The sequence below is a fragment of the Sphingomonas sp. EU05-FHT14C10 genome, from assembly GCF_058790595.1.
In genome coordinates this window covers 102,729-129,523 of record NZ_JBYTEN010000007.1, presented here as the reverse complement: position 1 = coordinate 129,523, position 26,795 = coordinate 102,729, and the positions used below count along the sequence as shown (strand labels likewise).

Genomic DNA, 26,795 nt, shown 5'->3' with positions numbered 1-26,795 from the left:
CGCCGGCCCGCTCAGCAGCCTCCGGCGGGCTTGATCGAAACCGGCCATTTGAGCTCGTAGGTCACCTTGAAGCCGTCATGGTCCGAAAGCTCGGGGCCGCTGGGACCGCCGTCGAACATCGCCTCGACGCGGATCGGGCGGATCGAGACGCTGTCGCCGGGCCAGAAGAATTGCAGATCCTGCGTATCCATCCACGGCGCATCGCCATCCCACGACATGCGCACGTCGCAGCCCGACGCGGGATCGGCGCAGACGCGGTGGACGAGCGACAGCGACTGGTAGCGGGTAAAATTCTCCCACCGCTCCTCGGAGTGGCGCATGTTGAAATCGCCGCCGAAGATAACCGGATAGGCATCGTTGTGCGTGCGATCTATGAACTCGGACGCCTCCAGCGCCTGCCGGTCGTGCGCGGCGAGCGTGCGCGGCGCAGGTGCGCGCGAGGCACGGCGCGAGTTCATGTGCGTATCGTAGAGGTCGATCGGCGTCGGCACGCCGGGGATGACGATGCGCGCAAGGACGATGCCCTTGTTGGCGAGGCAGTCATAGCCTGCGCAGGAGCGGCGGCCATAGGCGTGGCGATCGGTGTCGATCACCGCGTAGCGCGAGGCGATGGCGAGGCCGCTACCGCTGAAATGCACCCCGATCTCGCCGCGCTTGACCTTCGACTTGCCGGGAAGCGGATCGCGCGTCGTCCCCTTCGCGCGCGTGGTGCGCTGGGGGCCGGTGACGATCGCGGGATAGCCGGTGTCGACGACCGCGCGCTTGGCCGCGCCGCTGAACATTTCCTGGAACATCACGACATCGGGGGCGTCGCCCGCCGCGCGCATCGCGGCAAGGCGGCTGCCGATCTCGGTCAGTTCGGGCGCGCGGCCGCTGCGCGCGGGCCAGCCCAGCCCCTCGATATTGTAGGTGAGGACCGACAAGGTGGTGGATGCGGTGCGGCCATCGGGCGAAACCGTGATGCCCGGCGGCTGCGTCGCGCCGCAGGTCGTTTCACGGAACGGCGCGGGCGTGGCGCAGGCCGAAAGACCGAGCGCGGCCACCGCAATCGCCGATGTTCTGGACAGCATCCCCCGCATGGGAGCGAGAAGCCAGATTATGCGGGCCGGCGCAAGGCGGTGGGTGCGGGGCGCTCCAATTTTTAGGCGCGCGCGCTTCGATAGGCACTGCTGCTACCATAAGCATTGCGCTCGTTGCGGGGGAAGAAGATTGCGGATTCCGCCCTTCGAATTGCAAATCTCAGCTCGCTTTATCCCAATACTTTTTGCCTCGTTCCAGAGTGAAATCTAATCGCACCTGTGAAATTCGTAGGTCATTCGCAGGTGCGGTTCCCATTTTTTGTGGTAGCTGCGCATTTCGTCCCGTACGGCTTCTCCGCTAGATTCCGAAAACTCAGGAATACGCCCCAACAAGTCGTCTTCATCTGCCCAGCCCCAGGATGCCATGCGCTTTACGTAAATATGCGCATCTGCTTCGACATTTATTTCGGCAAAGACCTGACGGAGACAGATGCCGGAAACGAACAGAAGCCCATGGGGGCGAAGTGCGTGCCTAATTTCGTCCAATCTGAGTGCGCGCAAATAGCAATTGCGATTCCTGTCTAGCGCGGTGTCTAGATCGTAGGCTCTGCCACCCGTGGCATCTGCGAGTGCTTCAGCAAGGGTGGTCTTTCCGACCCCGGTCCATCCGTCAATGCCGATTACGGCGGCTTGTCCCTGCTCCTGGAGAATTACCTCCGCTAGGATTTTGGGGTCGATTGCTGCCATTCCCGATAACTAGCTCATCAGTGCCGTCGATCAACGACTACAGTCACGTTTCGCTAATCCCGCCCCCATTGCTTCGCGATGAAGGCGAGGCATTTGTGGAGCGCCTCCGCAGCCTCGTCGGTGAGGCGAACGATCGAGCGGCGGCCGTCGGCGGGGTCGGCTTCGCGCGTCACCAGCCCGCGTTCGACCATCGTGACGATCCAGCGTAGCGCGGTGGTCCGCGGCACGTTCGAGGCAATGCACAGGCTGGAGACCGAAATCTCGCGCCCCTCCATCGCGGCGAGGCCGAGATCGAGCAGCATGTCCCACACCGGATCGGCGACCAGATCGGCATCGAAGAAGCGCAGGCGCGCCTGGCGCGAGTTCTGGATGCGGCGGATGAGCAGCGGATCGACGCCGCGCGGCGGCGGCGATGCCGGCGGCCTGTCCGCAATGGCGAGATCGGAACGGCGCACGGTCATGCGCCCTTCCCTGTCCGCGCGGCGCGGATTGTGGCCGCTGGCGAACGTCGATCATGACGAAGGGCGAAGATGCCCCGATACCGGACAAGCCCGGCCAACCCTGTCTGCATAAATCAAATGCCCCCGGATGCGTGTCCGCACCCCATGACGGAGGCATTCGATCATGACCTTGGACGGGAAAGGCGCGGCGCGAAAATAATCCGCGCCGCGCCTTTTTCCTACTCGATGGTGCGGCCGAGCTCGCGGTTCAGCCAGAGCGCGAGCAGCGTGCCCGCTGCGCCCGAGAGCAGATAGGCGCCCGAGGCGATCAGGCCGAAATTGCTCGACAGCAGCAGCGCGGCGAGCGGCGCGAAGCCGGCGCCGAACAGCCAGGCGAGATCCGAGGTGAGCGACGAGCCGGTGTAGCGGTGACGCTGCGCGAAGTTGGACGACAGCGCACCCGACGACTGGCCGAAGGAAATGCCGAGCAGGATGAAGCCGAGCAGCATGAACGCGATCTCGCCGCCTTCGCCGGCATCGAGGAACTGGGGCGCGAAGCCGCTGAACGCAGCGATCGCCGCCGCCGAGAAGCCGAGCAGCGTGCGGCGGCCGACGCGATCGGCGAAATAGCCCGAGGCGACGATGGCAAGCACGCCGACGGCGCCCGCAGCCGCCTCGATCACCAGAAAGCGCGTGGGGCTTTCGGTGGTGAACAGGTTGACCCAGGAGAGCGGGAACACGGTGACCATGTGGAACATCGCGAAGCTGGCGAGCGGCGCGAAGGCGCCCATGGCGATCAGCCGCCATTCCGAGCGCATGGTTTCGATCACCGGCGCGGGCTCAAGCTCGCGCGATTCGAAGAGATGGGCATATTCGGGCGTCACCACGATGCGCAGGCGCGCGAATAGCGCCACGACGTTGATCGCGAAAGCGACGAAGAAAGGATAGCGCCAGCCCCAGTCGAGGAAATCGGCCGCCGGGAGCACGCTGGTGAGGAAGGCGAAAAGCAGGCTGGCGACGATCAGGCCGAGCGGCGCGCCGAGCTGCGGGATCATCGCATACCAGCCGCGCTTGCTTTCGGGGGCGTTCATCGCGAGCAGCGAGGCCAGACCATCCCACGAGCCGCCGAGCGCGACGCCCTGGCCGAGGCGGAACAGCGCGAGCAGCAGCGCCGCGCCGATGCCGATCGTCTCGTAACCCGGCAGGAAGGCGATCGCCGCCGTCGAGCCGCCGAGCAGGAAGAGCGCGATGGTGAGCTTCGCCCCGCGGCCGTAAAGACGGTCGATCGTCGTGAAGATCAGCGTGCCGAAGGGCCGTGCGATGAAAGCGAGCGCGAAGAAGGCGAAGCTGTAGATCGTGCCGGTCAGCGGATCGACATAAGGGAAGACCAGCTTCGGAAAGACCAGCACCGAGGCGATGGCATAGACGAAGAAGTCGAAAAACTCCGACGTGCGGCCGATGATGACGCCGATGGCGATTTCGCCCGGCGCGATCTTGTGGCCGCCGCGCGCGTTGATGTCGCGGGCATCCTTTTCGGCGGATGTCGTCATGGCGGATTGCGCACTCATTTTTCGACTCCTGGAGCGGCGCTCCGACAATGTATAGTATACCATAATATGTCTGGCCACGACTGACGGGGCGCAGGCAGGGTTGCCCCCATTCGTCGTTCGGGCGGCCCAATGGGATTGGACAAAATGTCCTATGTCGCACCGCAACATGCAGGGGTAGGCGCGCGCATCATGCTCGAAAAATCCAGCCGAATCCGGCACTCTCTCCGCCTCGCACCAGCGCTTGCCGCCCTGCCTCTGCTCGGCGGCTGCAATTTCGAGGTCATCCACCCCGCCGGCGACATCGCCCAGCAGCAGAGCGATCTGGTGCTGATCTCGACCGGGCTGATGCTCCTGATCATCATACCGGTGATGGCGCTGATCGTGTTCTTCGCGTGGAAATATCGCGAGTCGAACAGCGCGGCCGACTATCGGCCCGACTGGGACCATTCGACCTCGCTCGAGCTGATCATCTGGGCGGCACCGCTGATGATCATCATCTGCCTGGGCGCGCTGACCTGGGTCGGCACCCACCTGCTCGATCCCTATCGCCCGCTGGCGCGCACCGCGCCGGGCGAGCCGGTGAAGGCCGGGGTCGAGCCGCTGCAGGTCGAGGTGGTCGCGCTCGACTGGAAATGGCTCTTTATATATCCGCAGTACGGCATCGCGACGGTCAACGAGCTGGCCGCGCCCGTCGGCCGCCCGATCAGCTTCCGCATCTCCGCCTCGTCGGTGATGAACAGCTTCTACGTGCCGGCGCTGGCCGGGCAGATTTACGCCATGCCCTCGATGGAGACCAAGCTGCACGCCGTCTTCAACAAGGAAGGCGTCTATAAGGGCTTTTCGGCCAATTACAGCGGCGCGGGCTTCTCCAGGATGCGCTTCGACGCCAAGAGCCTGAGCGACGCGGGTTTCGACGCCTGGGTGAAGCAGGCGCAGGCGGCCGGCGGCGAACTGGACCGCGCGGCCTATCTGAAGCTCGAGCAGCCGAGCGAGGCCGTGCCCGTCAAGCGCTTCGCCAGCGTCGAGGCGGGCCTGTTCGACGCCGTCGTCAATCTCTGCGTCGAGCCGGGCAAGATGTGCATGCACGACATGATGGCGATCGACGAGCGCGGCGGCCTGGGCCTGGCCGGCATCAACAATGTCCGCCCGCTGGTCTACGACAAGGCCGGCGCGCGCGGCACGGGCGCCAGCCCCGCCACCACCGCCGGCGACCGGATGATGGTCGCCGCACTCTGCGCCCCGATGAAAGGCGCGATCGAGAAGGCGCCGCTGCCCAAGCCGATCGACCTCGCGCCGCTGCGCGGCGTGGGCCTGTCGCGCCCCGGCGCATCGTCCAAATCGCTGCTGGTCGCAGACGCCGACCGTGCGCCGCCGCCCAGCCCCCGATCCTGATTTCGGAAGATCGACATGTCCGTTGAACAGACCATGCCTTACAGCCCGATCTTCGGGAAGCTGACGCTTGAGGCCATTCCCTATCACGAGCCGATCCTGATCGGCACCTTCGCCGGCGTGGCGCTGGGCGGCATCGCGGTGCTCGGCCTGCTCACCTATTTCCGGCTGTGGGGCTATCTCTGGAAGGAATGGTTCACCAGCGTCGATCACAAGAAGATCGGGATCATGTACATGATTCTCGGCCTCATCATGTTCCTGCGCGGCTTTGCCGACGCGCTGATGATGCGCGGCCAGCAGGCGATGGCCTTCAACGGGTCCGACGGCTATCTGCCCGCGCACCATTATGACCAGGTGTTCACCGCGCACGGCGTGATCATGATCTTCTTCGTGGCGATGCCCTTCGTCACCGGGCTCATGAACTATGTCGTCCCGCTCCAGATCGGCGCGCGCGACGTGAGCTTCCCCTTCCTCAACAATTTCAGCTTCTGGATGACCACGGCGGGCGCCGTTCTCGTCATGGCGTCGCTGTTCATCGGCGAGTTCGCGCAGACCGGCTGGCTCGCCTATCCGCCGCTGTCGGAGCTGGCCTACAGCCCCAATGTCGGCGTCGATTACTATATCTGGGCGCTGCAGATAGCCGGTGTCGGCACGACATTATCAGGCATCAACCTGATCGTGACGATCATCAAGCTGCGCGCGCCGGGCATGAGCCTGATGAAGATGCCGGTCTTCACCTGGACGGCGCTGTGCACCAACGTGCTGATCGTCGCCTCCTTCCCCGTACTGACCGCCGTGCTCGCGCTGCTCGGGCTCGACCGCTACGTCGGCACCAACTTCTTCACGAACGACTTCGGCGGCAGCCCGATGATGTACGTGAACCTGATCTGGATCTGGGGCCACCCCGAGGTCTACATCCTCATCCTGCCGCTGTTCGGCGTCTATTCGGAGATCGCCGCGACCTTCACCGGCAAGCGCCTCTTCGGCTACACGTCGATGGTCTACGCGACCGTCTGCATCACCATCCTGTCCTACCTGGTGTGGCTGCACCACTTCTTCACCATGGGTTCGGGCGCAAGCGTGAACAGCTTCTTCGGCATCACCACCATGGTGATCTCGATCCCAACGGGCGCGAAGATATTCAACTGGCTGTTCACCATGTACAAGGGGCGCATCCGCTTCGAGCTGCCGATGATGTGGACGATCGCCTTCATGCTGACCTTCGTGATCGGCGGCATGACGGGCGTGATGCTGGCGGTGCCGCCCGCCGACTTCGTGCTTCACAACTCGCTGTTCCTGATCGCGCACTTCCACAACGTGATCATCGGCGGCGTCGTGTTCGGCGTATTCGCGGCGATCAACTACTGGTGGCCCAAGGCGTTCGGCTACAAGCTCGACCCCTTCTGGGGCAAGGTCAGCTTCTGGTGCTGGGTGCCCGGCTTCTGGCTGGCCTTCGCGCCGCTCTATGTGCTCGGCCTGATGGGCGTCACCCGCCGCATGCGCGTGTTCGACGATCCCTCGCTGCAGATCTGGTTCGTGATTGCGGGCCTGGGTGCGCTGCTGATCGCTGCCGGCATCGGTGCGATGCTCGTCCAGTTCGCGGTCAGCATCATGAAGCGCGACCAGTTGAAGGACGAGACGGGCGATCCCTGGAATGGCCGCACGCTCGAATGGTCGACCAGTTCGCCGCCGCCCGAGTATAATTTCGCCTTCACCCCGGTGATCCACTCGCTGGACGCCTGGGCGGAGATGAAGCAGCTCGGCGTCAAGCGTCCGACCGACGGCTTCCGCCCGATCCACATGCCGCGCAACACCGGTGCCGGGATCATCCTGTCGGGCATCAGCCTGGTGATGGGCTTCGCGCTGATCTGGCACATCTGGTGGCTCGTCGGCCTGAGCTTCGTCGGCCTGATCGCCACCGCGATCGGCCACACCTTCAACTATAAGCGGGACTTCCACATCCCGGCCGAAACGGTGATCGCCACCGAGGCCGAACGGACCCGCCTGCTCGCCGCTGGAGCCTGAGAATGACCGCGACGACCCACGCCGGAACCCTGGCCGGCGGCGCAGCCGATACGGCGCGCTTCTACGAGCTGGACGAGCACGACCATCCCGAAGGCGCCAGCACCATGCTGGGCTTCTGGATCTACCTGATGAGCGACTGCCTCATCTTCGCGATGCTGTTCGCGGCCTATGCCGTGCTCGGCGGCAGCTATGCCGCCGGCCCGGGGCCGCGCGACCTGTTCGACCTGCCGCTGGTCGCGCTCAACACCGCGATGCTGCTCTTCTCGTCGATCACCTACGGCTTCGCGATGCTGGCGGTGCAGCGCCGCAACCTGGCGCAGACGCAGATGTGGCTGGCGATCACCGGGCTGTTCGGCCTCGCCTTCCTCAGCATCGAGCTCTACGAATTCTCGCACCTCATCCATGAGGGCGCGGGTCCGTGGCGCAGCGCCTTCCTCTCCTCCTTCTTCACGCTCGTCGGCACGCACGGGCTTCACGTCACCTTCGGTTCGATCTGGCTGGTGACGATGATGGTCCAGATCGGCCGCAAGGGCCTGGTCCCCGCCAACCGCCGCCGGCTGATGTGCCTCAGCCTGTTCTGGCACTTCCTGGACGTCATCTGGATCGGCGTCTTCACCTTCGTCTATCTGATGGGAATGCTGCGATGAGCGATCACCATGACTCCGTCGCCGAGCCGCACGGCAGCCTGCGTGACTATGTCATCGGCTTCGTCCTCTCGGTCATCCTGACCGCCATCCCGTTCTGGCTGGTGATGACTCACCAGTTCTCGAACGCGGCGACGGGCGCGATCATCATGGGCCTCGCCGCCGTGCAGATGGTCGTCCACATGATCTACTTCCTGCACATGAACGGGAAGGCCGAAGGCGGCTGGACCATGACCGCGCTGATCTTCACGATCATCGTCGTCGTCATCGTGCTGTCGGGCTCGCTGTGGGTGATGTACCACCTGCATACCAACATGATGCCGCAGCCGGTGGATGTGAGGCAGCTGCCTTGACCCTATCGCATCGCCACCCGCGCCGGGCGCGGGTGGCGGTAGCGTTCGCCCTGCTGCTGACGGCGGGGTTTATCGCGCTGGGCATCTGGCAGATCGAGCGCCGCGCCTGGAAACACAGGCTGATCAACATCGTCGAGACGCGAATCCACGCCGCGCCGACGCCCCCTCCCCCGCCCGCCGCATGGCGACAGGTCAGCGCCGACGGCGACGCCTATCGCCATGTCCGCGCGACCGGCCATTTCCTGCCCGCGCAATCGACGCTGGTGCAGGCGGTGACCGAAAAAGGTCCGGGCTATTGGGTGCTGACGCCACTCGTCACCCCCGGCTTCACCCTGCTGGTCAATCGCGGCTTCGTGCCGCCCGAGCAGCGCGGCGCGGCGACCGGCGCGCCATCCGGCGAGGTGACGGTCACCGGGCTGCTGCGGATCAGCGAACCGCATGGCGGCTTCCTGCGCAGCAACGACCCCAAGGCCGATCGCTGGTATTCGCGCGACGTGGCCGCGATCGCCGCCGCGCGCGCGATCGGCCCCGTCGCCCCCTATTTCATCGACGCCGATGCGACGCCCAATAGGGGCGGCTATCCGGTGGGTGGGCTGACTGTCGTCTCTTTCCCCGATAATCATATGAGCTATGCGCTGACCTGGTTCGGCATGGCGGCGCTGAGCCTGTGGTGGGCATGGTGGCTGCTCGGCGAACGAAGGCAGGAGGACGGGACGGCGTGAACGAAACAAAGCCGGCGATCGCAGCCGCGCCGGCCGAGGCCGACGCGGGGCGCCGGAACATGCTGCTGCTGATGCAGCTGCGCTGGATCGCGGTCGGCGGGCAGATACTCACCATCGCGGTCGCCGAATGGGGGATGGGGATCAGGCTGCCGCTTGCCCCGCTGCTGATGGCCCCGGCGCTGCTGATCGCGATCAACCTCGCCACCTTGCCCCTGCTCATGCGCCGCGAGGCGGTGACCAACGGCGAGCTGACCTTGGTGCTGCTGATCGATGTCGGCGCGCTGGGCTGGCAGCTTTATTACAGCGGCGGGCTCACCAATCCCTTCGCCTCGCTGTTCCTGCTGCAGGTCGTGATCGGGGCGATGCTGCTCAAACCCGGCTGGTCGTGGACGATCGTGGCGGCGAGCGCGATCGCGCTGGGCGTGCTGGCGACCGGAGCGGTGCCGCTCGACCTGCCCCCCGGCCTCGCCGCCGACCCCTGGGGGCTGTACCTGAAAGGCAGCCTGATCTGCTTCGGGCTGATCGCGCTGCTCCTCGTCGCCTTCGTCACGCGGATCAGCCGCAACCTGCGCGATCGCGACGCTGCGCTCGCGACCATCCGCCAGCGCGCGGCGGAGGAGGATCATATCGTCCGCATGGGGCTGCTCGCCTCGGGCGCGGCGCATGAGCTGGGCACCCCCCTCTCCTCCTTGTCGGTGATCATCGGCGACTGGCAGCATATCCCGACGCTGATGGGCGACCCCGAACTGCGCGCCGACATCCGCGAGATGCAGACGGCGGTGCAGCGCTGCAAGACGATCGTCGGGGGCATATTGATGTCGGCGGGCGAGGCGCGCGGCATCGCGCCGCAGATCACCACCGTGCGCACCTTCCTCGACGGGATCATAAGCGAGTGGCAATCGACCCGCCTGCCGGGGACGATCGATTATATCGACCGCTTCGGAAAGGACGTCGCCATCGTCTCCGACCCCGCGCTGAAGCAGGTGATCGGCAATGTGATCGACAATGCGGTCGAGGTCTCGCCCGACTGGGTGGCGGTGATCGCGACGCGCGAGCATGATGCGCTGGTGATCGACGTGGCGGACCATGGGCCGGGCTTCAACCCCGAGATGATCGCGGCGTTCGGCCAGCCCTATCGATCGACCAAGGGCAAGCCGGGCGGCGGGCTGGGGCTGTTCCTGCTCGTCAACGTGTTGCGCAAGATGGGGGGCGAGGCCTTTGCGCAGAATCGCGACGGCGGCGGCGCGGTGGTGCGGCTGACGCTGCCTTTGTCGACGATCCTCTACCGGGGCGGCGCGTTGTGAGCGAGGCCGACCGCCTGCTCGTCATCGTCGAGGACGACGCCGCCTTCGCACGGACGCTGAAGCGCTCGTTCGAGCGGCGCGACTATCAGGTGCTCGTCGCGGCAAGCCATGACGAGCTGGTCGCGCTGCTCGCCGATCGCTGGCCGGGCTATGCCGTCGTCGACCTGAAGCTGGGCGGCGCATCGGGGCTGGCCTGCGTGCAGACGTTGCGCGCCGTCGATGCGGAGATGAAGATCGTGGTGCTGACCGGCTTCGCCAGCATCGCCACCGCCGTCGAGGCGATCAAGCTGGGGGCGTCGCACTATCTCGCCAAGCCGTCGAGCACCGACGATATCGAGGCGGCGTTCGACCGGACCGAGGGCGATACCGAAGCCCCCGTCGACGGCCGCCAATCCTCGATCAAGACGCTGGAATGGGAGCATATCCACCGCGTGCTGGTGGAGACCGATTTCAACATTTCCGAATCCGCCCGGCGGCTGGGGATGCACCGGCGCACGCTGGCGCGGAAGCTGGAGAAGCGGCCGGTACGCTGATCCGTCGCCGTCCCGCAGTGCCCGGCCTCTCTGGATTGCTTCGCTGCGCTCGCAATGACGCCATTGTGAACATATGGATCGGTCGAAAGCACCGGACAAAAGAATGGGGCCGCTCCGATGGGCGGCCCCAGTGAGGCCGTTATCGGCCTGATAGGGAGGAAAGCGTGCCAAACCCGACACGCGATCCTTGTAACCCGATCATGGTAAATCTTTGATTAACGGGCCGCCGTCGCGCAGGGGCCGGTGCGGCGCGCCTCGTAACGAACCTCGAAGGGCGCATTGTTGAGGATGCCCTGCGACTGGATATCGAGCAGCCTTGTCGTCTCGACGCGGATGGTGGTGCGGCCGCTGCCCGCGCCGGGGCAGCTATAGCTGACCGTCGCGACGCCCGGCTTGTCCTCGACCACGAAGCGCGAGCAATTGGCGTCGCCATGCTCGATCTGGATGAAGCTGGCGGCGTTGCTGATGCACAGGCTGCGCGCCGGGCCTTCGCCGAGAAAGGGCTTGACCTGCCACTGGCCGGGTTCGACCTGGGCAAGCGCGGCGACCTGCGGCGCGGGCGCGGCCGACCATACGGCGGCGGCAGCGCCCAAGGAAACCAGCGTGAAGGCAGACAGGAGCAGCAAGGGGCGCATCGGACGGGAAATCCTTGTTCGTGATCTCACAGGCGGTTCGGCGATGCGGCCCTTATGCGAAACTGGTTACGGTGCCGTTCCCGCTCAATGCGCATATGGGGGTGCATCGCCCGATATCGCAAGGGATTCGAGCGCGATCGGGAAAGATCGCGAGCAGAACTCGCAATCGACATGGACCAGCCCGAGATCGTCGGCCATCGCGATCCGTTCCTCTTCGGGGAAACGCGAGAGGACCGAGCTGATATGCTCGGGATTGCAGCGGCATCCCTTGGAGATCGCCGCACCGCCGAGCAGGCGCACTTCGCCTTCCTCATGGAACAGCCGCCAGACGAGCGTCTCGAGCGGCAGATCGCAATCGGTCAGTTCCTCGGGCTTCACCGTCGCGGCGAGCGTTTCGACATGCTGCCATTCGGGGTGATCGAGGCGCGTATGGAGGCGATCGCGCCCCACCTCGCCTTCGGGCAGATGCTGGAGCAGCATGCCGCCGGCGACGCAGGGGCTGCCTTCGCCGCCCGCAATGGCGACGCGGACGAGGCTGGGGATCTGTTCCGACTGGTCGAAATAATGCTCGACGGCGGCCGCGAGCGACACGCCTTCGAGCGGCACGATGCCCTGATAACGCTCGTTCGACGCCGGCTGATCGAAGGTGATCGCGAGATAGCCCTTGCCGAACAGCGCGAAGAGCGACGGATCGGCCGGCATCTCGGCCAGCCGATCGGCGTCGAACTTCAGATAGCCGCGCAGCTCGCCCCCGCGATAATCGCAGACGAGCAGATCGACGACGCCATTCTCGGTCTGCGCCTGCAGGGTGAGCTGGCCATTATCGTCCTTGAGCATCGCGCCGAGCAGCGCGGTGACCGTCAGCGCCTCGGCGAGCAGGCGCTCGACCACCGGCGGATAGGCGTGCGCGGCAAGGATGGCGTCGAGCGTCGGCCCGAGGCGGACGAGGCGCCCGCGCGCATGGCGGTCGATCAGGGCGAAACCGAGCGCGCGATCGCGGTCGGCGGTGACATTGTCGGTCATCGCAAAGCCTTTCACCCGGCGAAAGGCGGCCGGGAGTCACTAAGTGAAGGACGGAAAGTCCTTAATGTAGGAACCAACGCCGCTTTCGCCAGTCGTCGCTTGGGGAGGCAGCGCCAGCCCGCTCCCCCACCCGGCCTCCCAACGACAGTATCCTGAAATGGGAGGCCGGGTGGGGGAGCGGGCCGGTGCTGACCGGAATGGGTTGGAAACCCATTCCGATCCCAACCCTCAAAGCAGCCCGAAACACCAGAGCAGCACCGATTTCTGGGCGTGAAGGCGGTTTTCCGCTTCGTCCCAGATCGCCGATTGCGGCCCGTCGATCACCGCGTCGGTCACTTCCTCGCCGCGATGCGCGGGGAGGCAGTGGAGGAAGGTCGCCTGCGCCTTCGCCTCGGCCATCAGCGCCGATCCGACCTGATAGGGCGCCATCGCTGCCAGCTTGGCCTCGGCATGCGCCTGCCCCATCGATATCCAGGTATCGGTGACGACAATATCCGCATCGGCGGCGGCACGTGCCGGATCGCGCTCGATCGCGACGCGGGCATTGCTGCCCGCGAGGCGGCGATTGGCCTCGTCGATGAAGACGGGATCGGGATCATAGCCCTCGGGACAACCGATGCCGACCGAGAAGCCGAACAATCCCGCCGCCTCGACGATCGAGTGGAGGACGTTGTTGCCGTCGCCCAGCCACGCCCATCGCGAACCGGGAAGCTGGACGCCGCGTTCGACCACGGTCAGCAGATCGGCGACGATCTGGCAGGGGTGCGACAGATCGGTGAGGCCATTGACCACGGGCACCGAGGCGTGCGCCGCCATTTCCTCGACCTTCGCATGATCGTCGGTGCGGATCATGATCGCATCGACATAGCGGCTGAGCACGCGCGCAGTGTCGGCAATCGTCTCGCCGCGGCCGAGCTGCATCGATCCGGCATCCATGACGATGCTGGTCCCGCCGAGCTGGCGGATCGCCATGTCGAAGGACACGCGCGTGCGCGTCGAGCTCTTCTCGAAGATCATCGCGAGCACGCGGCCGTCGAGCGGCTTGTCGGCATCAGGCTTGCCCTTGGGCCAGCCCGCGCGCGCCGCCTTGCGATCGATCGCATCGGCGATCATCGCCGCGAGCGCATCGCCACCCGCATCGGCGAGGTTCAGGAAATGCCTGGTCGTCACTTGTTAAGTCCCCGTTCGTGTCGAGCGAAGTCGAGACATGCCGGCACCGAACGTCCCTCGACTTCGCTCGGGACGAACGGACGCTGGCGCATCAGGCCGCAGCCGCCGGCTTGTAGGTCCGCGCGCCTTCGGACAGGCGCTCGATGCATTCGGCGATGTGGCTTTCCTCGATGACCAGCGGCGGGAGGACGCGGAACACATTCTCGCCCGCCGCCACCGTCAGCAGCCCGTGATTGTCGCGCAGATGCGCGACGAAATCGCGGCTGACCGCCGGTTCCTTCATCTTGATGCCGAGCATCAGGCCCTTGCCGCGAATCTCGTCGAACAGCCCGTCATGATTGGGGATGAGCTGTTCGAAGGCGGCGCGCAGGCGATCGCCCATCCGGGTGACATGATCGAGGAAGCCGGGTTCCTGCATCACGTCGAGCACCGCTTCGCCCGCCGCCATCGCCAGCGGATTGCCGCCATAGGTCGAGCCGTGGGTGCCGACGACCATGCCCTTGGCCGCTTCCTCAGTGGCGAGGCAGGCGCCGAGCGGGAAGCCGCCGCCGATGCCCTTCGCCACCGTCATGATGTCAGGCGTGATGCCGTAATGCTCATAGGCCCACATCTTGCCGGTGCGGCCATAGCCGCACTGGATCTCGTCGAGGATCAGCAGCAGGCCATGCTCGTCGCACGCCTTGCGCAGGCCCTGGATGAATTCGGGCGTGCCGGCGGTCATGCCGCCTTCGCCCTGCACCGTCTCGACGAGGAAGCCGGCGGTCTCGCCGTCGATCTTGGCGAGCGCGCCTTCGAGATCGTTGAACTTCACATAGTCGAAGCCCGGCAGCAGCGGTTCGAACCCGTCGCGCATCTTGGGCTGGTCGGTCGCCGAGATGGCACCGATCGAACGGCCATGGAAGGCGTTCTTGAAGGTGATCAGCTTGTGACGCTGTGGGTTGCCGCTGACATAATGATAGCGGCGCGCGGTCTTGATCGCGCACTCGATCGCCTCGACGCCCGAATTGGTGAAGAACACCGTATCGGCGAAGCTCATGTCGACGATGCGCCGGGCAAGGCTCTCGCCCTGCGGGCTGCCGTAGAGATTGGAGACGTGCATCAGCGTCGCGGCCTGATCCGCGATCGCCTTCACCAGCTTCGGATGACCGTGGCCGAGCGCGTTGACCGCGATGCCGGCGGCGAAATCGAGATAGCGTTCGCCGCGCTCGCCGATCAGATAGACGCCCTCGCCTCGCACCGGACGCACGCCGCACCGCGGGTAGACGGGCATGAGCGGGGTGATCGGCATTACGGGCACTCCTTAAAGGCTGGAGAAAAGGCTCCGGACAGAACGCAAAAAGGCGGCCCCGGCGGCCGCCCTGACGGACGCCGCGTATAAGCGGCGGCGCGACGAGGGTCAACGATCCGAGCCATATGCTTGCACGCCCGCGTGCGCAGGCGCATAGGCGCGGGCGCATGACCGACACGCGCCGTTTCAGCCAGTCCGCCTCCCCCGCCCGGCCCCGCCCGCGCGCGATCTCCAACTGGCTTTTGTGGGTGGCGGCGCTCGTTTTCCTGATGGTCGTGGTCGGCGGGATCACGCGGTTGACCGAATCGGGGCTGTCGATCGCCGAATGGAAGCCGCTGACCGGCGCGATCCCGCCCCTCAACGACGCGCAGTGGCAGGCCGAGTTCGCGCATTACAAGGGCACGACCGAATATCAGACGGTCAATCGCGGCATGGATCTGGCCGCGTTCAAGGCGATCTTCTTCTGGGAATATGTCCACCGGCTGCTCGGGCGGTTGATCGGCGTCGCCTTTGCGCTGCCGCTGATCTGGTTCGCGGCGAAGCGGGCGATCCCCCGGGGCTTTGGCTGGCGGCTGGTCGGCATCCTCGCGCTCGGCGGGCTGCAGGGCGCGATCGGCTGGTGGATGGTGGTATCGGGCCTCGTCGGGCGCGTGGACGTGAGCCATATCCGGCTGGCGGTGCACCTGATGACCGCCCTGCTCATCTATTCGGCGCTGATCTGGACCGCGCTCGACCTGAAGGCGCTGGCGCGCGACCGTCGGGCAAAGCCGGCGCGGCTGACCGGCGTCGCGATCATCGCGCTGGGGCTGCTCGGCTGCCAGATCATGTTCGGCGCCTTCACCGCCGGGCTGCGCGCGGGCTATGCCTTTTCGAGCTGGCCGATGATGGGCGACGCCTGGTTCCCGGCGAACACGCCGATGCTGAGCCCGATGCTCCGCAACCTCGTCGACAATCCGATCGTGGTGCAGTTCGTCCATCGCTGGCTCGCCTTCGTGGCCGCGGCGGGGCTCGCCGTGCTCACGATGCGCGCGGCGAAGCGCGGCGCGCGGACGCAAGCGCGCGCGGTGGCGGGGCTGCTCGCGCTGCAGATAATGCTCGGCATCGCGACGCTGCTGAGCGGAGTGATGATCGAGATCGCGGTCGCGCATCAGGCAGTGGCGGCGCTGCTGCTGGGCGCGAGCGTCGCCACCGCGCACGCGCTGGGGCGGAGCGCGCGATGATCGCGCTGGCGCTCGGCGCGGCGGCGGCCACGCTCTCCATCCCCTTCGCCGCACCGGCGACGACGTTCCGCTACGAGAAGGCGCAGGAGCAGGAAGTCCGCGCGGGTAAATGGCATTTCTCGGTCGTCTGGTCGGTGCGCTTCGTGCCCGATGGCGCGGGCAAGCGGTTGGAAATGACCGTGACCGACTATGCGACCGACGCGACGGGCAACCCCAAGCAGGTGTTTGAAAGCAGCGTCGCGGTGCTGAAGGGCTACACCTTCGCTTACAAGGTCGGGGCGAACGGCGCGATCATCGAGCCCATCGATTTCGACAGGAGCTGGGCGCGGATGGTCGAGAGCTTCCAGACCGGGATGCGCGTTTCCGAAAGCGACCCCGCCGCGACCCCGGAGAAGAAGGCCGGCATCCGCGCGCTGATCGCCTCGGTCGAGAACGCCCCGCTCGAAGCGCGCAAGGCGCGGCTGATGGAGGATACGCGCCAGTTGACCGACCATGCCGCGATCACCGCGCCGATCGGCGAAGCCGTCAGCTTCAGCCAGGCCCCGGCCGGGCCGACGCGGATCAGCGGGTCCGAGACGCTGACCGGCAGCGACGGCGACATCGCCCATTTCGTGCTCGATTCGCGCACCGATCCGACGAGCGGCGCGATGATCTCCGTCACCGAGCATGTCGAGGCAGACATATCGCGCACCACCGGGCTGCTGGTGAAATCGGTGCGCACGCGCGTGAACAGCGGGCCGGGCAGCCTGACGCGCACGATGATCGAGACGCGGACGCTGACGCCTTCGGGGGAGTGAGGCTTCTCGCCTCCCCGTTCAACGTCATTGCGAGCAGAGCGCGGCAATCCAGTGCGACGCCAGGCATCTTTCTGGATTGCTTCGTCGGCTTCGCCTCCTCGCAATGACGGGCCTTGGCGGAAGCGGTATTAAGATACCCGTCAGCAATGGCGCGCTTTTGCTTGACTTTCGCCGGCCTCCCCCGCATTAGGCCGCCATCAGCGTCGTCCGGAAACGGGCGGCGCGGTTTATTTTCAGGAAACGAGGTCACAGGCCATGAAGGCTCTGATGAAGACCACCAAGTCGATCACCCCGGCTCAGGTGGAAAAGAAATGGCATCTCATCGATGCAGAGGGTCTGGTCGTCGGCCGGCTCGCGTCGATTGTCGCCAATATCCTGCGCGGCAAGCACAAGCCGAGCTTCACCCCGCACATCGACTGCGGCGACAATGTCATCATCATCAATGCTGACAAGGTCCGCTTCACCGGCAACAAGCTGAAGCAGAAGATCTACTACAAGCACACCGGCTATGCCGGCGGCCTGAAGGAAATCACTGCGGGCAAGGTTCTCGAGGGTCGTTTCCCCGAGCGCGTGCTTGAGAAGGCGATCGAGCGCATGATCCCGCGCGGCCCGCTCGGCCGCCAGCAGATGCGCAACCTGCGCATCTTCTCGGGCGCCGCGCATCCGCACGAAGCCCAGAACCCCGAGGTGCTCGACGTCGCCTCGATGAACCGCAAGAACAAGGTGGGCGCATAATGTCCGACAATCGCCAGTCCCTGTCCGACCTCGCTGCGCTGACCAGCGCGCCGGTCGTTGCCGCAACCGCCGCTCCGGCTGCTGCGGGCGAAGACGTGATCGTCTCGGCCCCCGTTCAGCCTGCCGCCCCGACCACCCCGCTTCGCGAGAAGCAGGTCGATGCGCAGGGCCGCGCCTACGCCACCGGCCGCCGCAAGGATGCCGTCGCCCGCGTGTGGATCAAGCCCGGCACCGGCAAGGTCACGATCAACGGCCGCGACCAGGAAATCTACTTCGCGCGTCCGACGCTGCGCCTCGTCATCAACCAGCCCTTCTCGGTCGCCGAGCGCGAGGGCCAGTATGACGTCGTCGCCACCGTCAAGGGCGGCGGCCTCTCGGGTCAGGCCGGCGCGGTCAAGCACGGCATCAGCCAGGCGCTGACCCGCTTCGAGCCGGTGCTGCGCGCGCCGGTGAAGGCTGCGGGCTTCCTGACCCGCGACAGCCGCGCGGTCGAGCGCAAGAAGTACGGCAAGGCGAAGGCCCGCCGCAGCTTCCAGTTCTCGAAGCGCTGATCCTGCCGGAACGCTCGCACCGGGGCGTTCGCAGCGATACGAAAATGGGGCGGTCCCGATGGCGGGGCCGCCCCTTTTTCTTTGGTGTCGCAATGTCATCAATCTGACTTCGCCGGTGCATCTTTCCGTCATGCACCGCCGCTACCCGCCGCATGGACAATCCATATCGCGGGGGATTCACGTGACCGAGCTGACCTATACCGACGGCGACATCGACACCAACCGTTCGGACAATCCGACGATCACCAGCATCATCGACGCGCGCTACTCGCGCCGCGCCGCGCTGTTCAGCGCCGCCAAGGCCACTGCCGCGCTTTCGCTGGGCGGCTTCGCGCTGGTTGCGTGCGACGACAGCAACGGCAAGGGCCCCGACGAGGGCGTCATCGTCAACGCCGGGCAGGACGGCACCGCCAATTCGGGCCGTCCGGTGACGCTGAGCGGCGTCGCGAGCAGCACCGGCGGATCGATCGCCAGCTTCGCCTGGGCGCAGGTTTCCGGCCCCGCCGTCACGCTGACCAACGCCAACCAGATCAGCGCGAGCTTCATCGCGCCGAGCGTGAGCGCGCCGACCCCGCTGGTCTTCAGCTTCACCGCGACCGACAGCGCCGGCAAGACCGCATCGTCGCAGACCACCGTCACCGTTTCGCCTGCCGCGCTCAACTTCACGGCGGTCGCCAAGAACCTCAACGACGTCGTGACGGTGCCGACCGGCTACAACGTTACCGTCCTCTATCGCCTCGGCGATCCGATCAACGCGGCGACCAGCGCCTATGCCAATGACGGCAGCGACGCGAGCTTCGAGTTCCGCGCGGGCGACCATCATGACGGCATGTCCTTCTTCGGCCTCGCCGCCACCGGCAACACGCCCGACCTGAGCAACAGCAGCCGCGGCGTGCTAGTAATGAATCACGAGAACATCACCCAGCGCTACCTGCACGTGAACGGCCCGACGACGACCAGCGGCCAGCGCCCCGTCGCCGAAGTGCTGAAGGAAATGATGGCGCACGGCATCAGCGCGATCGAAGTGGGGCGCGCCGCCTCGGGCAGCTGGGCCTATGTCCAGAATTCGGCGCTCAATCGCCGGATCAATCCGTTCACGCCGATGGCGATCAACGGCCCGCTGCGCGGCCATGCGCTGATGAAGACCGCCTATTCGCCGGCGGGCGAGACGGGGCGCGGCACGATCAACAACTGCGCCAACGGCTATCTGCCCTGGGGCACCTACGCGACCTGCGAGGAAAACTGGGTCGGCTATTTCCGCCGCGACGCGGGCGACGATGCGGTGCGCACTGCATCGGGCAACGCCAAGTCGGTAACTTCGCTCAACCGCTATGGCGCGAGCGGCGCGCGCGCCGGCAACTATGGCTGGACGACGGCGACTCCGGTCGACGCCGGCGACACGCGCTTCGCCAAGTTCAACGTCACCGCCGACGCGACCAAGGCCGCCGACGGCACCGGCGACTTCCGCAACGAGATCAACCAATATGGCTGGGTGGTCGAGATCGACCCGTATAATCCGGCCTCGACCCCGCGCAAGCGCACGGCGCTGGGCCGCATGAACCACGAAGGCTGCTGCCCGGGCAACATGGTCGTCGGCCGCAAGCCCGCTTTCTACATGGGCGACGACGCGACCAACGAATATCTCTTCAAGTTCGTCTCGGCGACGCCCTGGGTCGCCGCCGATGCGAATGCCACCGATCGCCTCGCGATCGGTGACAAATATCTCGATACCGGCACGCTTTATGTCGCGAAGTTCAATGCCGACGGCAGCGGCCAGTGGCTGCCGCTGATCTTCGGCCAGAACGGCTTGACGAGCAGCTCGACCGTCTATCCCTTCGCCGATCAGGCCGACGTGCTGGCCAATGCCCGCCTTGCCGGCGACGTGCTGGGCGCGACCAAGATGGACCGGCCCGAATGGACCGCGGTCAACCCCAAGACCGGCGAGATGTACCTGACGCTGACCAACAACTCGACGCGGACGCTGGCCAACACCGACGCGGCCAATCCGCGCTACTATAACGACCCGAAGGGCACGAGCGCGCAGCGCGGCAACCCCAACGGCCACATCATCCGCCTGCGCGAGGATGGCGACACGACCGAAGCGACCAGCTTCAAATGGGACATCTACCTGTTCGGCGCCGGGGCCGACCTCGACGCGACCAACATCAACCTGTCGGGCCTCGATGCGACCAACGACCTGTCGAGCCCCGACGGCCTGTGGTTCAGCCGCACGACCAACCCCGGCGGCCTCGTGAACCCGCTGCTGTGGATCGAGACCGACGACGGCGCCTATACCGACGTGACCAACTGCATGCTGCTCTGCGGCATGCCGGGCACGGTGGGCGACGGCGGCGCACGGACAATCACCAACACTGGTTCCGACGGGGTCACGACGCGCACGCAGGCAACGATCGTCGGCAAGGCGCCGGGCACGCAGCTCCGCCGCTTCCTCGTCGGCCCCAAGGAGTGCGAGATCACCGGCATCGACACGACGCCGGACGGCCGCGCGCTGTTCGTCAACATCCAGCATCCGGGCGAGAACGGCACCCCGACCAATATCACGAGCAACTGGCCCTATTCGCAGACCGGCGCTTCGACGCAGCGTCCGCGCTCGGCCACGATCGTGATTACCAAGGCCGACGGCGGCGTCATCGGCCTCTGATCCCCGATCAGCGAGACGAAGGGGCGGTGCCATGCGCCGCCCCTTTTTCGTTACGCCTCGACGGCGCATCGGCGGCGCGCTAACCCGGCGGCTTCATCTCGACCGGAGTTGCCCATGGTCCGCCTGCTTGCCTCGATCGCCTTCGCCTCCACCCTCGCCTTCGCCGCCGTCGCGGCACCCGCCGCCGACAAGCCGGCGAAGGAAGAGGCGAAACCCGCCGCCGCGAAATCCGACAGCGACCTGCCGCCCATGTCGGAAGACAAGTCGATCGACCAGACGGTGACGGTCGGCGGCAAGCTGATCCGCTACAAGGCGACCGTCGGCCACATCACAGTGCGCGACGCCAAGGGCAAGGCGATCGGCGAGGTCGTCTATACCGCCTATACGGTGCCCGGCGCGCCGACCGCGCGGCCGGTGACCTTCGCCTTCAACGGCGGGCCGGGCGCGGCTTCGGTCTATCTCAACCTCGGCGCGATCGGGCCGAAGCGCGTGCCCTTCGGCGCGGCGGGCGACAGCCCGTCCGACAGCGCGGTGCTCCGCGACAATCCGGGCACCTGGCTCGACTTCACCGATCTCGTCTTCATCGACCCCATCGGCACCGGCTTCTCGCGCAGTCTGGTCGACGAGGCCGAGACCAAGAAGGCCTTCTACGGATCGAAGCAGGACATCGAATATCTCAGCAACACCGTCTACGACTGGCTGGTCAAATATGGCCGCCTGACGAGCCGCAAATATCTGGTCGGCGAAAGCTATGGTGGCTACCGCGTGCCGCGCCTCGCTTATTATCTGCAGGCGCGCACGGGCGTGGGCGTGAACGGCATCGTGATGGTGTCGCCCTATCTCGATCCCGCCGCGATCGGCGACGAGACTGCGCTCTCGCCCCTGCCCTGGGCGATCAACCTGCCCTCGATGGCGGCGGGTTATCTCGAGCGTCAGGGCAAGCTCAACGCCGCGAACATGGCCGATGTCGAGGCCTATGCGCGCGGCGAGTTCGTCACCGACTTCCTGAAGGGGGCATCGGATAAGGAAGCGACCGACCGGCTCTCGGGCAAGGTCGCGTCCTATATCGGGCTCGACCCCACGCTCGTCCGCCGCATGGACGGCCGCATCGATATCCGCACCTATCTGCGCGAGATCCATCGCGGCACCGGGCAGATCGGCAGCGTCTATGATTCGAACGTGACGGCCTATGACCCCTTCCCGGCATCGGCCGATTCAAATTACGGCGATCCGCTGCTCGACGGCATCATGGGGCCGACGACCAGCGCAGCAGTGGATTTCATCACCAATCAGGTCGGCTGGAAGGCGAGTTGGCACTATGAGGCCCTGTCCTACAATGTGAATCGCCTGTGGGACCGCGACAACAGCGACACCTCCGTCACCGACCTGCGCAAGGCGATCGCCAACGATCCCAAGATGGGCGTGCTGATCGTCCACGGCTGGGACGACCTGTCCTGCCCGTTCATGACGTCGAAGCTGGTCATCGCGCAGATGCCGAGCTTCGGTCAGGCAGATCGCGTCAAGATCAGCCTCTATCCCGGCGGGCATATGTTCTATGCGCGCACCGACAGCTCGGCGGCGTTCCGGCGCGACGCGATGAAGCTGTTCGGCGCGAACTGAGGTTCGGTTGCTTATAGTCTGATCCAGCAAAGCTGGATCAGATACGGCGCCGGCCCGCTCCCCCACCCGGCCTCCCATTCACGATACCGTCGTTGGGGGACCGGGTGGGGGAGCGGGCCGGCGCCGCATCCACGTCAGTGGATCAAACCCTCAATCCGGCCAGTGGCGGACGACACCCTCGATCGCCGGGCGCGGGCGTTCCTCAGGCGGGCGGCCCGGCGTTCCGATGAAGACGAAACCGGCAATCTCGTCACCCTCCCCCGTCGCGCCGAGCGCGCGCAGGATCGTGGGGGAGGAAGCCGCCCAGCCGGTGAGCCAGCCCGAGACATAGCCAAGCGCGGTCGCAGCAAGCTCCAGATTATAGGCCGCGACCGAGGCGGACTGGCGCTGTTCGGAGAGCGGAATCTTGCTGCCCGCGACCGGCGTCGACAGCACGGCGATCAGCAGCGGCGCCTGTCGCGCGAACTCCTCATTGGCCTTGCGCTCGAGCGCGCCCGCATCGGGGCGGTCCTCGGCATAGGCGCGCGCGAGAAGCTGGGCGAAGGCGTCGCGATCCTCGATCACCACGAAGCGCCAGGGCGCGAGCTTACCATGATCGGGGACGCGCGCGGCGATGCGCAGCATGCGATCGAGCTGATCGGGCGTCGGCCCCGGCGCGATCATGTCGCGCGGCTTGCCGGAGCGGCGGGTTTCGAGAAGCGCGAGCGGGCTGCTCAGATCGTTCAGCATGTCATTCCCTGATCTTGCGGTGCGCGCCGCCGATAGCGCGGCGCCGCGATCAGGTCGACCGCTTCGTCGATCAGCCCGGATGCCCTTCATATTCCGCGAGCTGGCGTCGCCAGCCGGTGAATTCGGGATAGGTCATCGGCAGCGCGAACTGCAGTCCGGCATGACCGTTGCGATTCCAGCGCACGAAGGCGCGCCGGGGGGCGAGGCCCGGAAGCCGCACCTCGCAAAGATTGCCGAGCGGCAGCGGCCGATCGACCAGCGCCTTGAAGCCCGCCTGCGACACATCGCGCACATGGACCTGGCGCTCGCCGCTCTCGTTGAGGATCGCCGCCGGAAAATCCGCCGTGAGGCGCGGGCTGCGGACCTTGCGGCCGAGGCGATCGAGCGTGCGGTGGGCGATGATGGAGATCACGGAAACGGACCGGTCGAAGGACATGCCGACCAGATTGTCGGCGCGCCAGACCACCTGTCCGGCCACCGGATTGCCTTCGTTCAATTCGACCGTGATGCGATCGCCGACTTCGAGCGGGTAATAAATCTCGGCCTTGAGGCCGCCGCTCGAAATATCGCGGACGATGCACAATTCTTCCCGCGCACCGAAGATCAGCTTGGCGACCTTCAGAACCTTGACGTGCCGATGCCCGCTTCTGCGTTCCCTGTCAGCGGCTTGACCGAGAATAAGTCCTCCCTGCGACCTGTCCTCTCTAATCATGTCCTGCGTCTCCTCCGGGCGCCCACCCGCACGACCGAAAGGCAAACTAGCACGTATCAAATGTCAAAAATGTAATAAATTTATGGTTATTCTACTATTAACTTCAATTTTCTTCGCCGGAATCAGAAGAACAACTTTCTGATGCTCAATTTTACGGTGCGGCCGAGCGGATCGAGATAGGCCGGCTGGTAGCTGATCGGGATCGCCCCGGTCGCATCGCGCACCTTCATCCGCGTATCGAGCAGATTGTTGACCGACAGCGTGATCCGCGTGCCTTGCGCCCAGGGCTTGCGCACCAGCGACGGCACCTGCCCGAGATTGATGAAGAAACGCAGATTCGCAGTCGCCAGATCGGAGAAATGGAGATCGCCGGTCGACGTGCCGTCGCGCACCGTCGTCGCGCTTTGCCAGTTGCCGGTGAGGCGCAGGCCCCAGCCATTCTTCGAATAGCCACCCACCGCCTCGAGCTCGTGGCGCGACTGGCCGCCGCGCGCGCCGATCGTGCCGCCATTGAGCAGATCGATGACCGGCAGGCCGTCGCGGATCAGCACTTCATCGGTGAAATGCCATGTATGGTAGAGCGAGAATTGCAGCCGGCCACCGCCACCGCCTCGCCCGCCGCCGCCGCCGAACGGACCGCCGCCCGGGCCGCCGGGACCGCCGCCAGGACCACGCCCGCCGCCTGCGCCGGCACCGCCGCCCGGAGGCGGGCCACCTTCACCAGGAGGCGGCCCGCCCTGACCGGGTGGCGGCCCGCCAGCGCCCTGCATCGCCTCACGACGTTCACGAAAGAAATCGCGCATCGCGTCCACGACCTTTTGCGAGGTCTTGATCGGCTTGGAGAAGTTGAAGCCCCAGCGCAGCTCGCTGCTGTTCGCGCGGGCGAAATTGACCGGGCGCGAGTCGACGCGGACCAGATCGCCATCCTCGTCGCGGATGAAGCGATCGGGGAAAGCGGCCTCGATCGCCGCCGTCGCCGCGGGCAGCGACGCGCTCTGGTTGCGAATCCGCGTCTTGATGAAGCTCGCGGTCAGCGTCAGATCGGTCTTGGTGAAGGGCTTGTAGTTGAGCCCCAGTTTCATGACGTGGCGATTGCTGGCGAGCAGATCGGGATTGCCGCCGGTGACCTGCGTCACGTCGACCGTGGTGCCGCGCACATAATCGAACACGCGCACGCCGGGCGTGACCACCGTCGGATCGCCAAGCTGATTGACCGTCGGCGCGCCATCGGTGTCGGTCACCGAAACGATGAAGCTGAGCGGCGTCACCGGGCGCCAGTTGAGGCCATAGCCATAGGTGGTGAGCGTGCCGAAATCGGAGAGCTGCTGGACGGCGGCATTGCCGTTGAGCGTCAGCTCGCCGAGGACGGAGAGGAAGCCCTTGCGCCGGCTGGCGACCGGCAGATCGAAGTTGATCTGGCCCGATCCGGTCTGGCGCGACACGTCGCCGGCCGTCGCGACGCCGCCCCGGAAGCTGTGCGAATCGAGGCCGAGCGCGTCGCCGCTGACCTTGATCGTGGTCGAGATGTCGCCCGCCGGCAGCTTGACCAGCGAACCGCTGGCAGTGAGGGTGACATCACCGCTGTTCGACGTCGATCGCGCGCGATCGGCGGGGAGCCCGTCGATCAGCCCCAGCGGCAGCGCCGCGAACGGATTAAAATCCGGATCATTGGCGTCGAGCAGCGACTGTATCGCCGTGGTGTCGAGCCCGCGCTGCGTGATCGTGCGCGAGGCGGCATAGTCATAGGTGCCGGTCAGCGTCCATTGCCACGAGCTGACCATGCCGTTGAGCGTGACGCCGAGATGCCCGGTCTGCCCCTCGACGCTTTGCGACAGCGGCATCAGGCCGGCCGGATAGCGATAGAGCGTCGTATCGGTGGTGAAGGGCGAGAAGGGATTGCCCGTCGGCAGCACCAGCGCGGCGCCCGGAAGCCCGTTGAGAGAATCGCTGGAGGTAAGGCCGAAGCTGGCGTTCACCGTCGCGTTGATGTTACCCGACACCGGCCGCGTGAGGACGGTGTTGACCGAGAAGCTCTGGCTCGACGGCTGCAGCGTGCGGTAGCGCGTGAGATCGGTCTCGTTGGGATCATTGGCGGTCGCCGCGAAAGCGCCGAGCGTCGGCGCGGTCGTCGCGGCCGATACCGGCACGCCGGCGACGGTGACCGGATAGCCGACGAGCGCGCTCAGCGCCGGATCGATCTCGCCTGTCGTGCTGTTCGGCCCCGCGCCGATATTGCCAGTGAAGTTGTAAGGCGCGTCGATCGGGCGCGAGATGAGGTTGCGCTGGCTTTCCTTGAGCGACGCGGTCTGGCTGTATTTGACCGTCAACTGCAGCCGATTGTCGTTGCGGATGTGGAAGATGCCCGCATCGCCGCCGCCGGTGCCGCCCCCGCCCTCGGTCGTCGTGCTGCCGTTCGCCTCAGCGGTCACCGCGCGGAAGCGGCGACGGAGCACGATGTTCACGACCTTCTGGTCAGGCGCATAGCCATATTTGAGCGCGACTTCCTCGGGAAGGATCTCGACGCGCTGGATCGCCTCGGTCGGCAGATCGCGGATTTCCGAGAAGCCCGAGATGCGCCGCCCGTTGAGCAGCACCACGGGTGCGCCGCCGCTGCCCTGATCACTACGAATCTGCGGGCCGAGTTCGTCGAGCAGATCGCTGATGCTGCTGACGCCATAGGCGCGCACGTCACCGGCATTCAGCGTCAATTCGGGCTGAATGTCGCCGATCACCGAGCCGCGCTGGCGCTGGCCGGTGACGACGATATCCTCTTCATCCTCGCCGCCGGCCAGGGCATTGCCGCCATGCTCCTGCTGCGGCTGAGGTGGCGTGGGCTGCGGCGCGTCCTGCGCACGCAATGCCGGCGACGCAGCGCCCACAAGGAGCCAGGCCGCAAGCGAGCGGCTGTAAAATTCACCCTTCATGAC

The 26,795-nt window shown here is 66.0% G+C and carries 24 protein-coding genes; 13 read left to right on the top strand and 11 right to left on the bottom strand.

What is annotated here, in order from left to right; all coding sequences use genetic code 11:
- Positions 1 to 11 precede the first annotated feature (11 nt).
- The 4 genes from AC3WT0_RS09510 to AC3WT0_RS09495 form a co-directional block, all read right to left on the bottom strand.
- A complete protein-coding gene (locus AC3WT0_RS09510) occupies positions 12 to 1,043 on the bottom strand; it encodes an endonuclease/exonuclease/phosphatase family protein (protein WP_492753272.1) in 1,032 nt (343 codons plus the stop codon).
- A gap of 243 nt (positions 1,044 to 1,286) precedes the next feature.
- On the bottom strand, positions 1,287 to 1,766 hold the full coding sequence (locus AC3WT0_RS09505) for a hypothetical protein (RefSeq protein ID WP_492753271.1): 480 nt from the start codon (positions 1,764 to 1,766) through the stop codon (positions 1,287 to 1,289).
- A gap of 53 nt (positions 1,767 to 1,819) precedes the next feature.
- A complete protein-coding gene (locus AC3WT0_RS09500) occupies positions 1,820 to 2,227 on the bottom strand; it encodes a winged helix DNA-binding protein (protein WP_492753270.1) in 408 nt (135 codons plus the stop codon).
- Between the two features lie 218 nt (positions 2,228 to 2,445).
- A complete protein-coding gene (locus tag AC3WT0_RS09495) occupies positions 2,446 to 3,774 on the bottom strand; it encodes an MFS transporter (protein WP_492753269.1) in 1,329 nt (442 codons plus the stop codon).
- A gap of 171 nt (positions 3,775 to 3,945) precedes the next feature.
- On the opposite strand from AC3WT0_RS09495, the gene cyoA reads away from it, so the two are divergent.
- From cyoA to AC3WT0_RS09460, 7 genes are read left to right on the top strand one after another with little or no spacing between them, the layout of a single operon-like run.
- Complete coding sequence (gene cyoA, locus AC3WT0_RS09490; RefSeq protein WP_492753323.1) at positions 3,946 to 5,148, top strand: ubiquinol oxidase subunit II; 1,203 nt, start codon at positions 3,946 to 3,948, stop codon at positions 5,146 to 5,148.
- A gap of 15 nt (positions 5,149 to 5,163) precedes the next feature.
- Positions 5,164 to 7,170, top strand: coding sequence for a cytochrome o ubiquinol oxidase subunit I (gene cyoB, locus AC3WT0_RS09485; protein ID WP_492753268.1), 2,007 nt, complete (start codon positions 5,164 to 5,166; stop codon positions 7,168 to 7,170).
- A gap of 2 nt (positions 7,171 to 7,172) precedes the next feature.
- Positions 7,173 to 7,817: a cytochrome o ubiquinol oxidase subunit III gene (gene cyoC / locus AC3WT0_RS09480; RefSeq protein ID WP_492753267.1), complete on the top strand. Its 645-nt coding sequence runs from the start codon at positions 7,173 to 7,175 to the stop codon at positions 7,815 to 7,817.
- Positions 7,814 to 8,167 (top strand): cytochrome o ubiquinol oxidase subunit IV, encoded by a 354-nt coding sequence (gene cyoD, locus AC3WT0_RS09475; protein ID WP_492753266.1) that lies wholly within the window; start codon positions 7,814 to 7,816, stop codon positions 8,165 to 8,167. Before cyoC ends, cyoD begins: the two co-directional genes overlap by 4 nt.
- Complete coding sequence (locus AC3WT0_RS09470) at positions 8,164 to 8,889, top strand: SURF1 family protein (RefSeq protein ID WP_492753265.1); 726 nt, start codon at positions 8,164 to 8,166, stop codon at positions 8,887 to 8,889. The genes cyoD and AC3WT0_RS09470 overlap by 4 nt, the downstream gene beginning before the upstream one ends.
- Positions 8,886 to 10,193 (top strand): ATP-binding protein, encoded by a 1,308-nt coding sequence (locus AC3WT0_RS09465; RefSeq protein ID WP_492753264.1) that lies wholly within the window; start codon positions 8,886 to 8,888, stop codon positions 10,191 to 10,193. The genes AC3WT0_RS09470 and AC3WT0_RS09465 overlap by 4 nt, the downstream gene beginning before the upstream one ends.
- On the top strand, positions 10,190 to 10,726 hold the full coding sequence (locus AC3WT0_RS09460; protein WP_492753263.1) for a response regulator transcription factor: 537 nt from the start codon (positions 10,190 to 10,192) through the stop codon (positions 10,724 to 10,726). The genes AC3WT0_RS09465 and AC3WT0_RS09460 overlap by 4 nt, the downstream gene beginning before the upstream one ends.
- Positions 10,727 to 10,941: 215 nt before the next feature.
- Here the strand turns inward: AC3WT0_RS09460 and AC3WT0_RS09455 are convergent, their stop codons facing one another.
- The 4 genes from AC3WT0_RS09455 to AC3WT0_RS09440 all read right to left on the bottom strand — a co-directional run bounded on the left by AC3WT0_RS09455 (position 10,942) and on the right by AC3WT0_RS09440 (position 14,842).
- Positions 10,942 to 11,361, bottom strand: a complete 420-nt coding sequence (locus AC3WT0_RS09455) for a DUF3617 domain-containing protein (protein ID WP_492753262.1) — start codon at positions 11,359 to 11,361, stop codon at positions 10,942 to 10,944.
- An 84-nt stretch (positions 11,362 to 11,445) separates the two neighbouring features.
- The gene (gene hslO, locus AC3WT0_RS09450; RefSeq protein WP_492753261.1) at positions 11,446 to 12,384 is read right to left on the bottom strand and encodes an Hsp33 family molecular chaperone HslO; all 939 of its coding nucleotides are present in this window, start codon (positions 12,382 to 12,384) and stop codon (positions 11,446 to 11,448) included.
- 228 nt (positions 12,385 to 12,612) lie between these two features.
- Positions 12,613 to 13,554, bottom strand: coding sequence for an ornithine carbamoyltransferase (argF, locus tag AC3WT0_RS09445; protein WP_492753260.1), 942 nt, complete (start codon positions 13,552 to 13,554; stop codon positions 12,613 to 12,615).
- Positions 13,555 to 13,645: 91 nt separating this feature from the next.
- Positions 13,646 to 14,842, bottom strand: coding sequence for an aspartate aminotransferase family protein (locus AC3WT0_RS09440; RefSeq protein ID WP_492753259.1), 1,197 nt, complete (start codon positions 14,840 to 14,842; stop codon positions 13,646 to 13,648).
- 167 nt (positions 14,843 to 15,009) lie between these two features.
- On the opposite strand from AC3WT0_RS09440, the gene AC3WT0_RS09435 reads away from it, so the two are divergent.
- The 6 genes from AC3WT0_RS09435 to AC3WT0_RS09410 all read left to right on the top strand — a co-directional run bounded on the left by AC3WT0_RS09435 (position 15,010) and on the right by AC3WT0_RS09410 (position 22,427).
- A complete protein-coding gene (locus tag AC3WT0_RS09435) occupies positions 15,010 to 16,062 on the top strand; it encodes a COX15/CtaA family protein (RefSeq protein WP_492753258.1) in 1,053 nt (350 codons plus the stop codon).
- Positions 16,059 to 16,859: a hypothetical protein gene (locus AC3WT0_RS09430; protein WP_492753257.1), complete on the top strand. Its 801-nt coding sequence runs from the start codon at positions 16,059 to 16,061 to the stop codon at positions 16,857 to 16,859. The genes AC3WT0_RS09435 and AC3WT0_RS09430 overlap by 4 nt, the downstream gene beginning before the upstream one ends.
- Before the next feature lie 255 nt (positions 16,860 to 17,114).
- The gene (gene rplM / locus AC3WT0_RS09425; protein WP_492753256.1) at positions 17,115 to 17,594 is read left to right on the top strand and encodes a 50S ribosomal protein L13; all 480 of its coding nucleotides are present in this window, start codon (positions 17,115 to 17,117) and stop codon (positions 17,592 to 17,594) included.
- A complete protein-coding gene (gene rpsI, locus AC3WT0_RS09420; RefSeq protein ID WP_492753255.1) occupies positions 17,594 to 18,145 on the top strand; it encodes a 30S ribosomal protein S9 in 552 nt (183 codons plus the stop codon). Before rplM ends, rpsI begins: the two co-directional genes overlap by 1 nt.
- A 181-nt stretch (positions 18,146 to 18,326) precedes the next feature.
- Entirely contained in the window at positions 18,327 to 20,807 is a 2,481-nt protein-coding gene (locus AC3WT0_RS09415; RefSeq protein WP_492753254.1) for a PhoX family protein, read from the top strand.
- A gap of 114 nt (positions 20,808 to 20,921) precedes the next feature.
- Positions 20,922 to 22,427 carry a S10 family peptidase gene (locus tag AC3WT0_RS09410; protein ID WP_492753253.1) on the top strand — a complete coding sequence of 502 codons (1,506 nt, stop codon included), beginning with the start codon at positions 20,922 to 20,924 and terminating at the stop codon, positions 22,425 to 22,427.
- 150 nt (positions 22,428 to 22,577) lie between these two features.
- Here AC3WT0_RS09410 and AC3WT0_RS09405 read toward each other — a convergent pair whose 3' ends face one another.
- The 3 genes from AC3WT0_RS09405 to AC3WT0_RS09395 form a co-directional block, all read right to left on the bottom strand.
- Positions 22,578 to 23,156 (bottom strand): nitroreductase family protein, encoded by a 579-nt coding sequence (locus tag AC3WT0_RS09405; RefSeq protein WP_492753252.1) that lies wholly within the window; start codon positions 23,154 to 23,156, stop codon positions 22,578 to 22,580.
- A 70-nt stretch (positions 23,157 to 23,226) separates the two neighbouring features.
- Positions 23,227 to 23,868, bottom strand: coding sequence for a PilZ domain-containing protein (locus tag AC3WT0_RS09400; RefSeq protein ID WP_492753251.1), 642 nt, complete (start codon positions 23,866 to 23,868; stop codon positions 23,227 to 23,229).
- Positions 23,869 to 23,990: 122 nt separating this feature from the next.
- Positions 23,991 to 26,792 carry a TonB-dependent receptor gene (locus AC3WT0_RS09395; protein ID WP_492753250.1) on the bottom strand — a complete coding sequence of 934 codons (2,802 nt, stop codon included), beginning with the start codon at positions 26,790 to 26,792 and terminating at the stop codon, positions 23,991 to 23,993.
- Positions 26,793 to 26,795: the final 3 nt, after the last annotated feature.

What these genes read in the sequence shown, in the direction of transcription:
- AC3WT0_RS09505 (WP_492753271.1), bottom strand. Translation starts at nt 1,766, where the DNA reads ATGGCAGCAATCGACCCCAAAATCCTAGCGGAGGTAATTCTCCAGGAG.
- AC3WT0_RS09500 (WP_492753270.1), bottom strand. Translation starts at nt 2,227, where the DNA reads ATGACCGTGCGCCGTTCCGATCTCGCCATTGCGGACAGGCCGCCGGCA.
- AC3WT0_RS09495 (WP_492753269.1), bottom strand. Translation starts at nt 3,774, where the DNA reads ATGAGTGCGCAATCCGCCATGACGACATCCGCCGAAAAGGATGCCCGC.
- cyoA (WP_492753323.1), top strand. Translation starts at nt 3,946, where the DNA reads ATGCTCGAAAAATCCAGCCGAATCCGGCACTCTCTCCGCCTCGCACCA.
- cyoB (WP_492753268.1), top strand. Translation starts at nt 5,164, where the DNA reads ATGTCCGTTGAACAGACCATGCCTTACAGCCCGATCTTCGGGAAGCTG.
- cyoC (WP_492753267.1), top strand. Translation starts at nt 7,173, where the DNA reads ATGACCGCGACGACCCACGCCGGAACCCTGGCCGGCGGCGCAGCCGAT.
- cyoD (WP_492753266.1), top strand. Translation starts at nt 7,814, where the DNA reads ATGAGCGATCACCATGACTCCGTCGCCGAGCCGCACGGCAGCCTGCGT.
- AC3WT0_RS09455 (WP_492753262.1), bottom strand. Translation starts at nt 11,361, where the DNA reads ATGCGCCCCTTGCTGCTCCTGTCTGCCTTCACGCTGGTTTCCTTGGGC.
- hslO (WP_492753261.1), bottom strand. Translation starts at nt 12,384, where the DNA reads ATGACCGACAATGTCACCGCCGACCGCGATCGCGCGCTCGGTTTCGCC.
- AC3WT0_RS09440 (WP_492753259.1), bottom strand. Translation starts at nt 14,842, where the DNA reads ATGCCGATCACCCCGCTCATGCCCGTCTACCCGCGGTGCGGCGTGCGT.
- AC3WT0_RS09435 (WP_492753258.1), top strand. Translation starts at nt 15,010, where the DNA reads ATGACCGACACGCGCCGTTTCAGCCAGTCCGCCTCCCCCGCCCGGCCC.
- AC3WT0_RS09430 (WP_492753257.1), top strand. Translation starts at nt 16,059, where the DNA reads ATGATCGCGCTGGCGCTCGGCGCGGCGGCGGCCACGCTCTCCATCCCC.
- rplM (WP_492753256.1), top strand. Translation starts at nt 17,115, where the DNA reads ATGAAGGCTCTGATGAAGACCACCAAGTCGATCACCCCGGCTCAGGTG.
- rpsI (WP_492753255.1), top strand. Translation starts at nt 17,594, where the DNA reads ATGTCCGACAATCGCCAGTCCCTGTCCGACCTCGCTGCGCTGACCAGC.
- AC3WT0_RS09410 (WP_492753253.1), top strand. Translation starts at nt 20,922, where the DNA reads ATGGTCCGCCTGCTTGCCTCGATCGCCTTCGCCTCCACCCTCGCCTTC.
- AC3WT0_RS09405 (WP_492753252.1), bottom strand. Translation starts at nt 23,156, where the DNA reads ATGCTGAACGATCTGAGCAGCCCGCTCGCGCTTCTCGAAACCCGCCGC.
- AC3WT0_RS09400 (WP_492753251.1), bottom strand. Translation starts at nt 23,868, where the DNA reads ATGATTAGAGAGGACAGGTCGCAGGGAGGACTTATTCTCGGTCAAGCC.
- AC3WT0_RS09395 (WP_492753250.1), bottom strand. Translation starts at nt 26,792, where the DNA reads ATGAAGGGTGAATTTTACAGCCGCTCGCTTGCGGCCTGGCTCCTTGTG.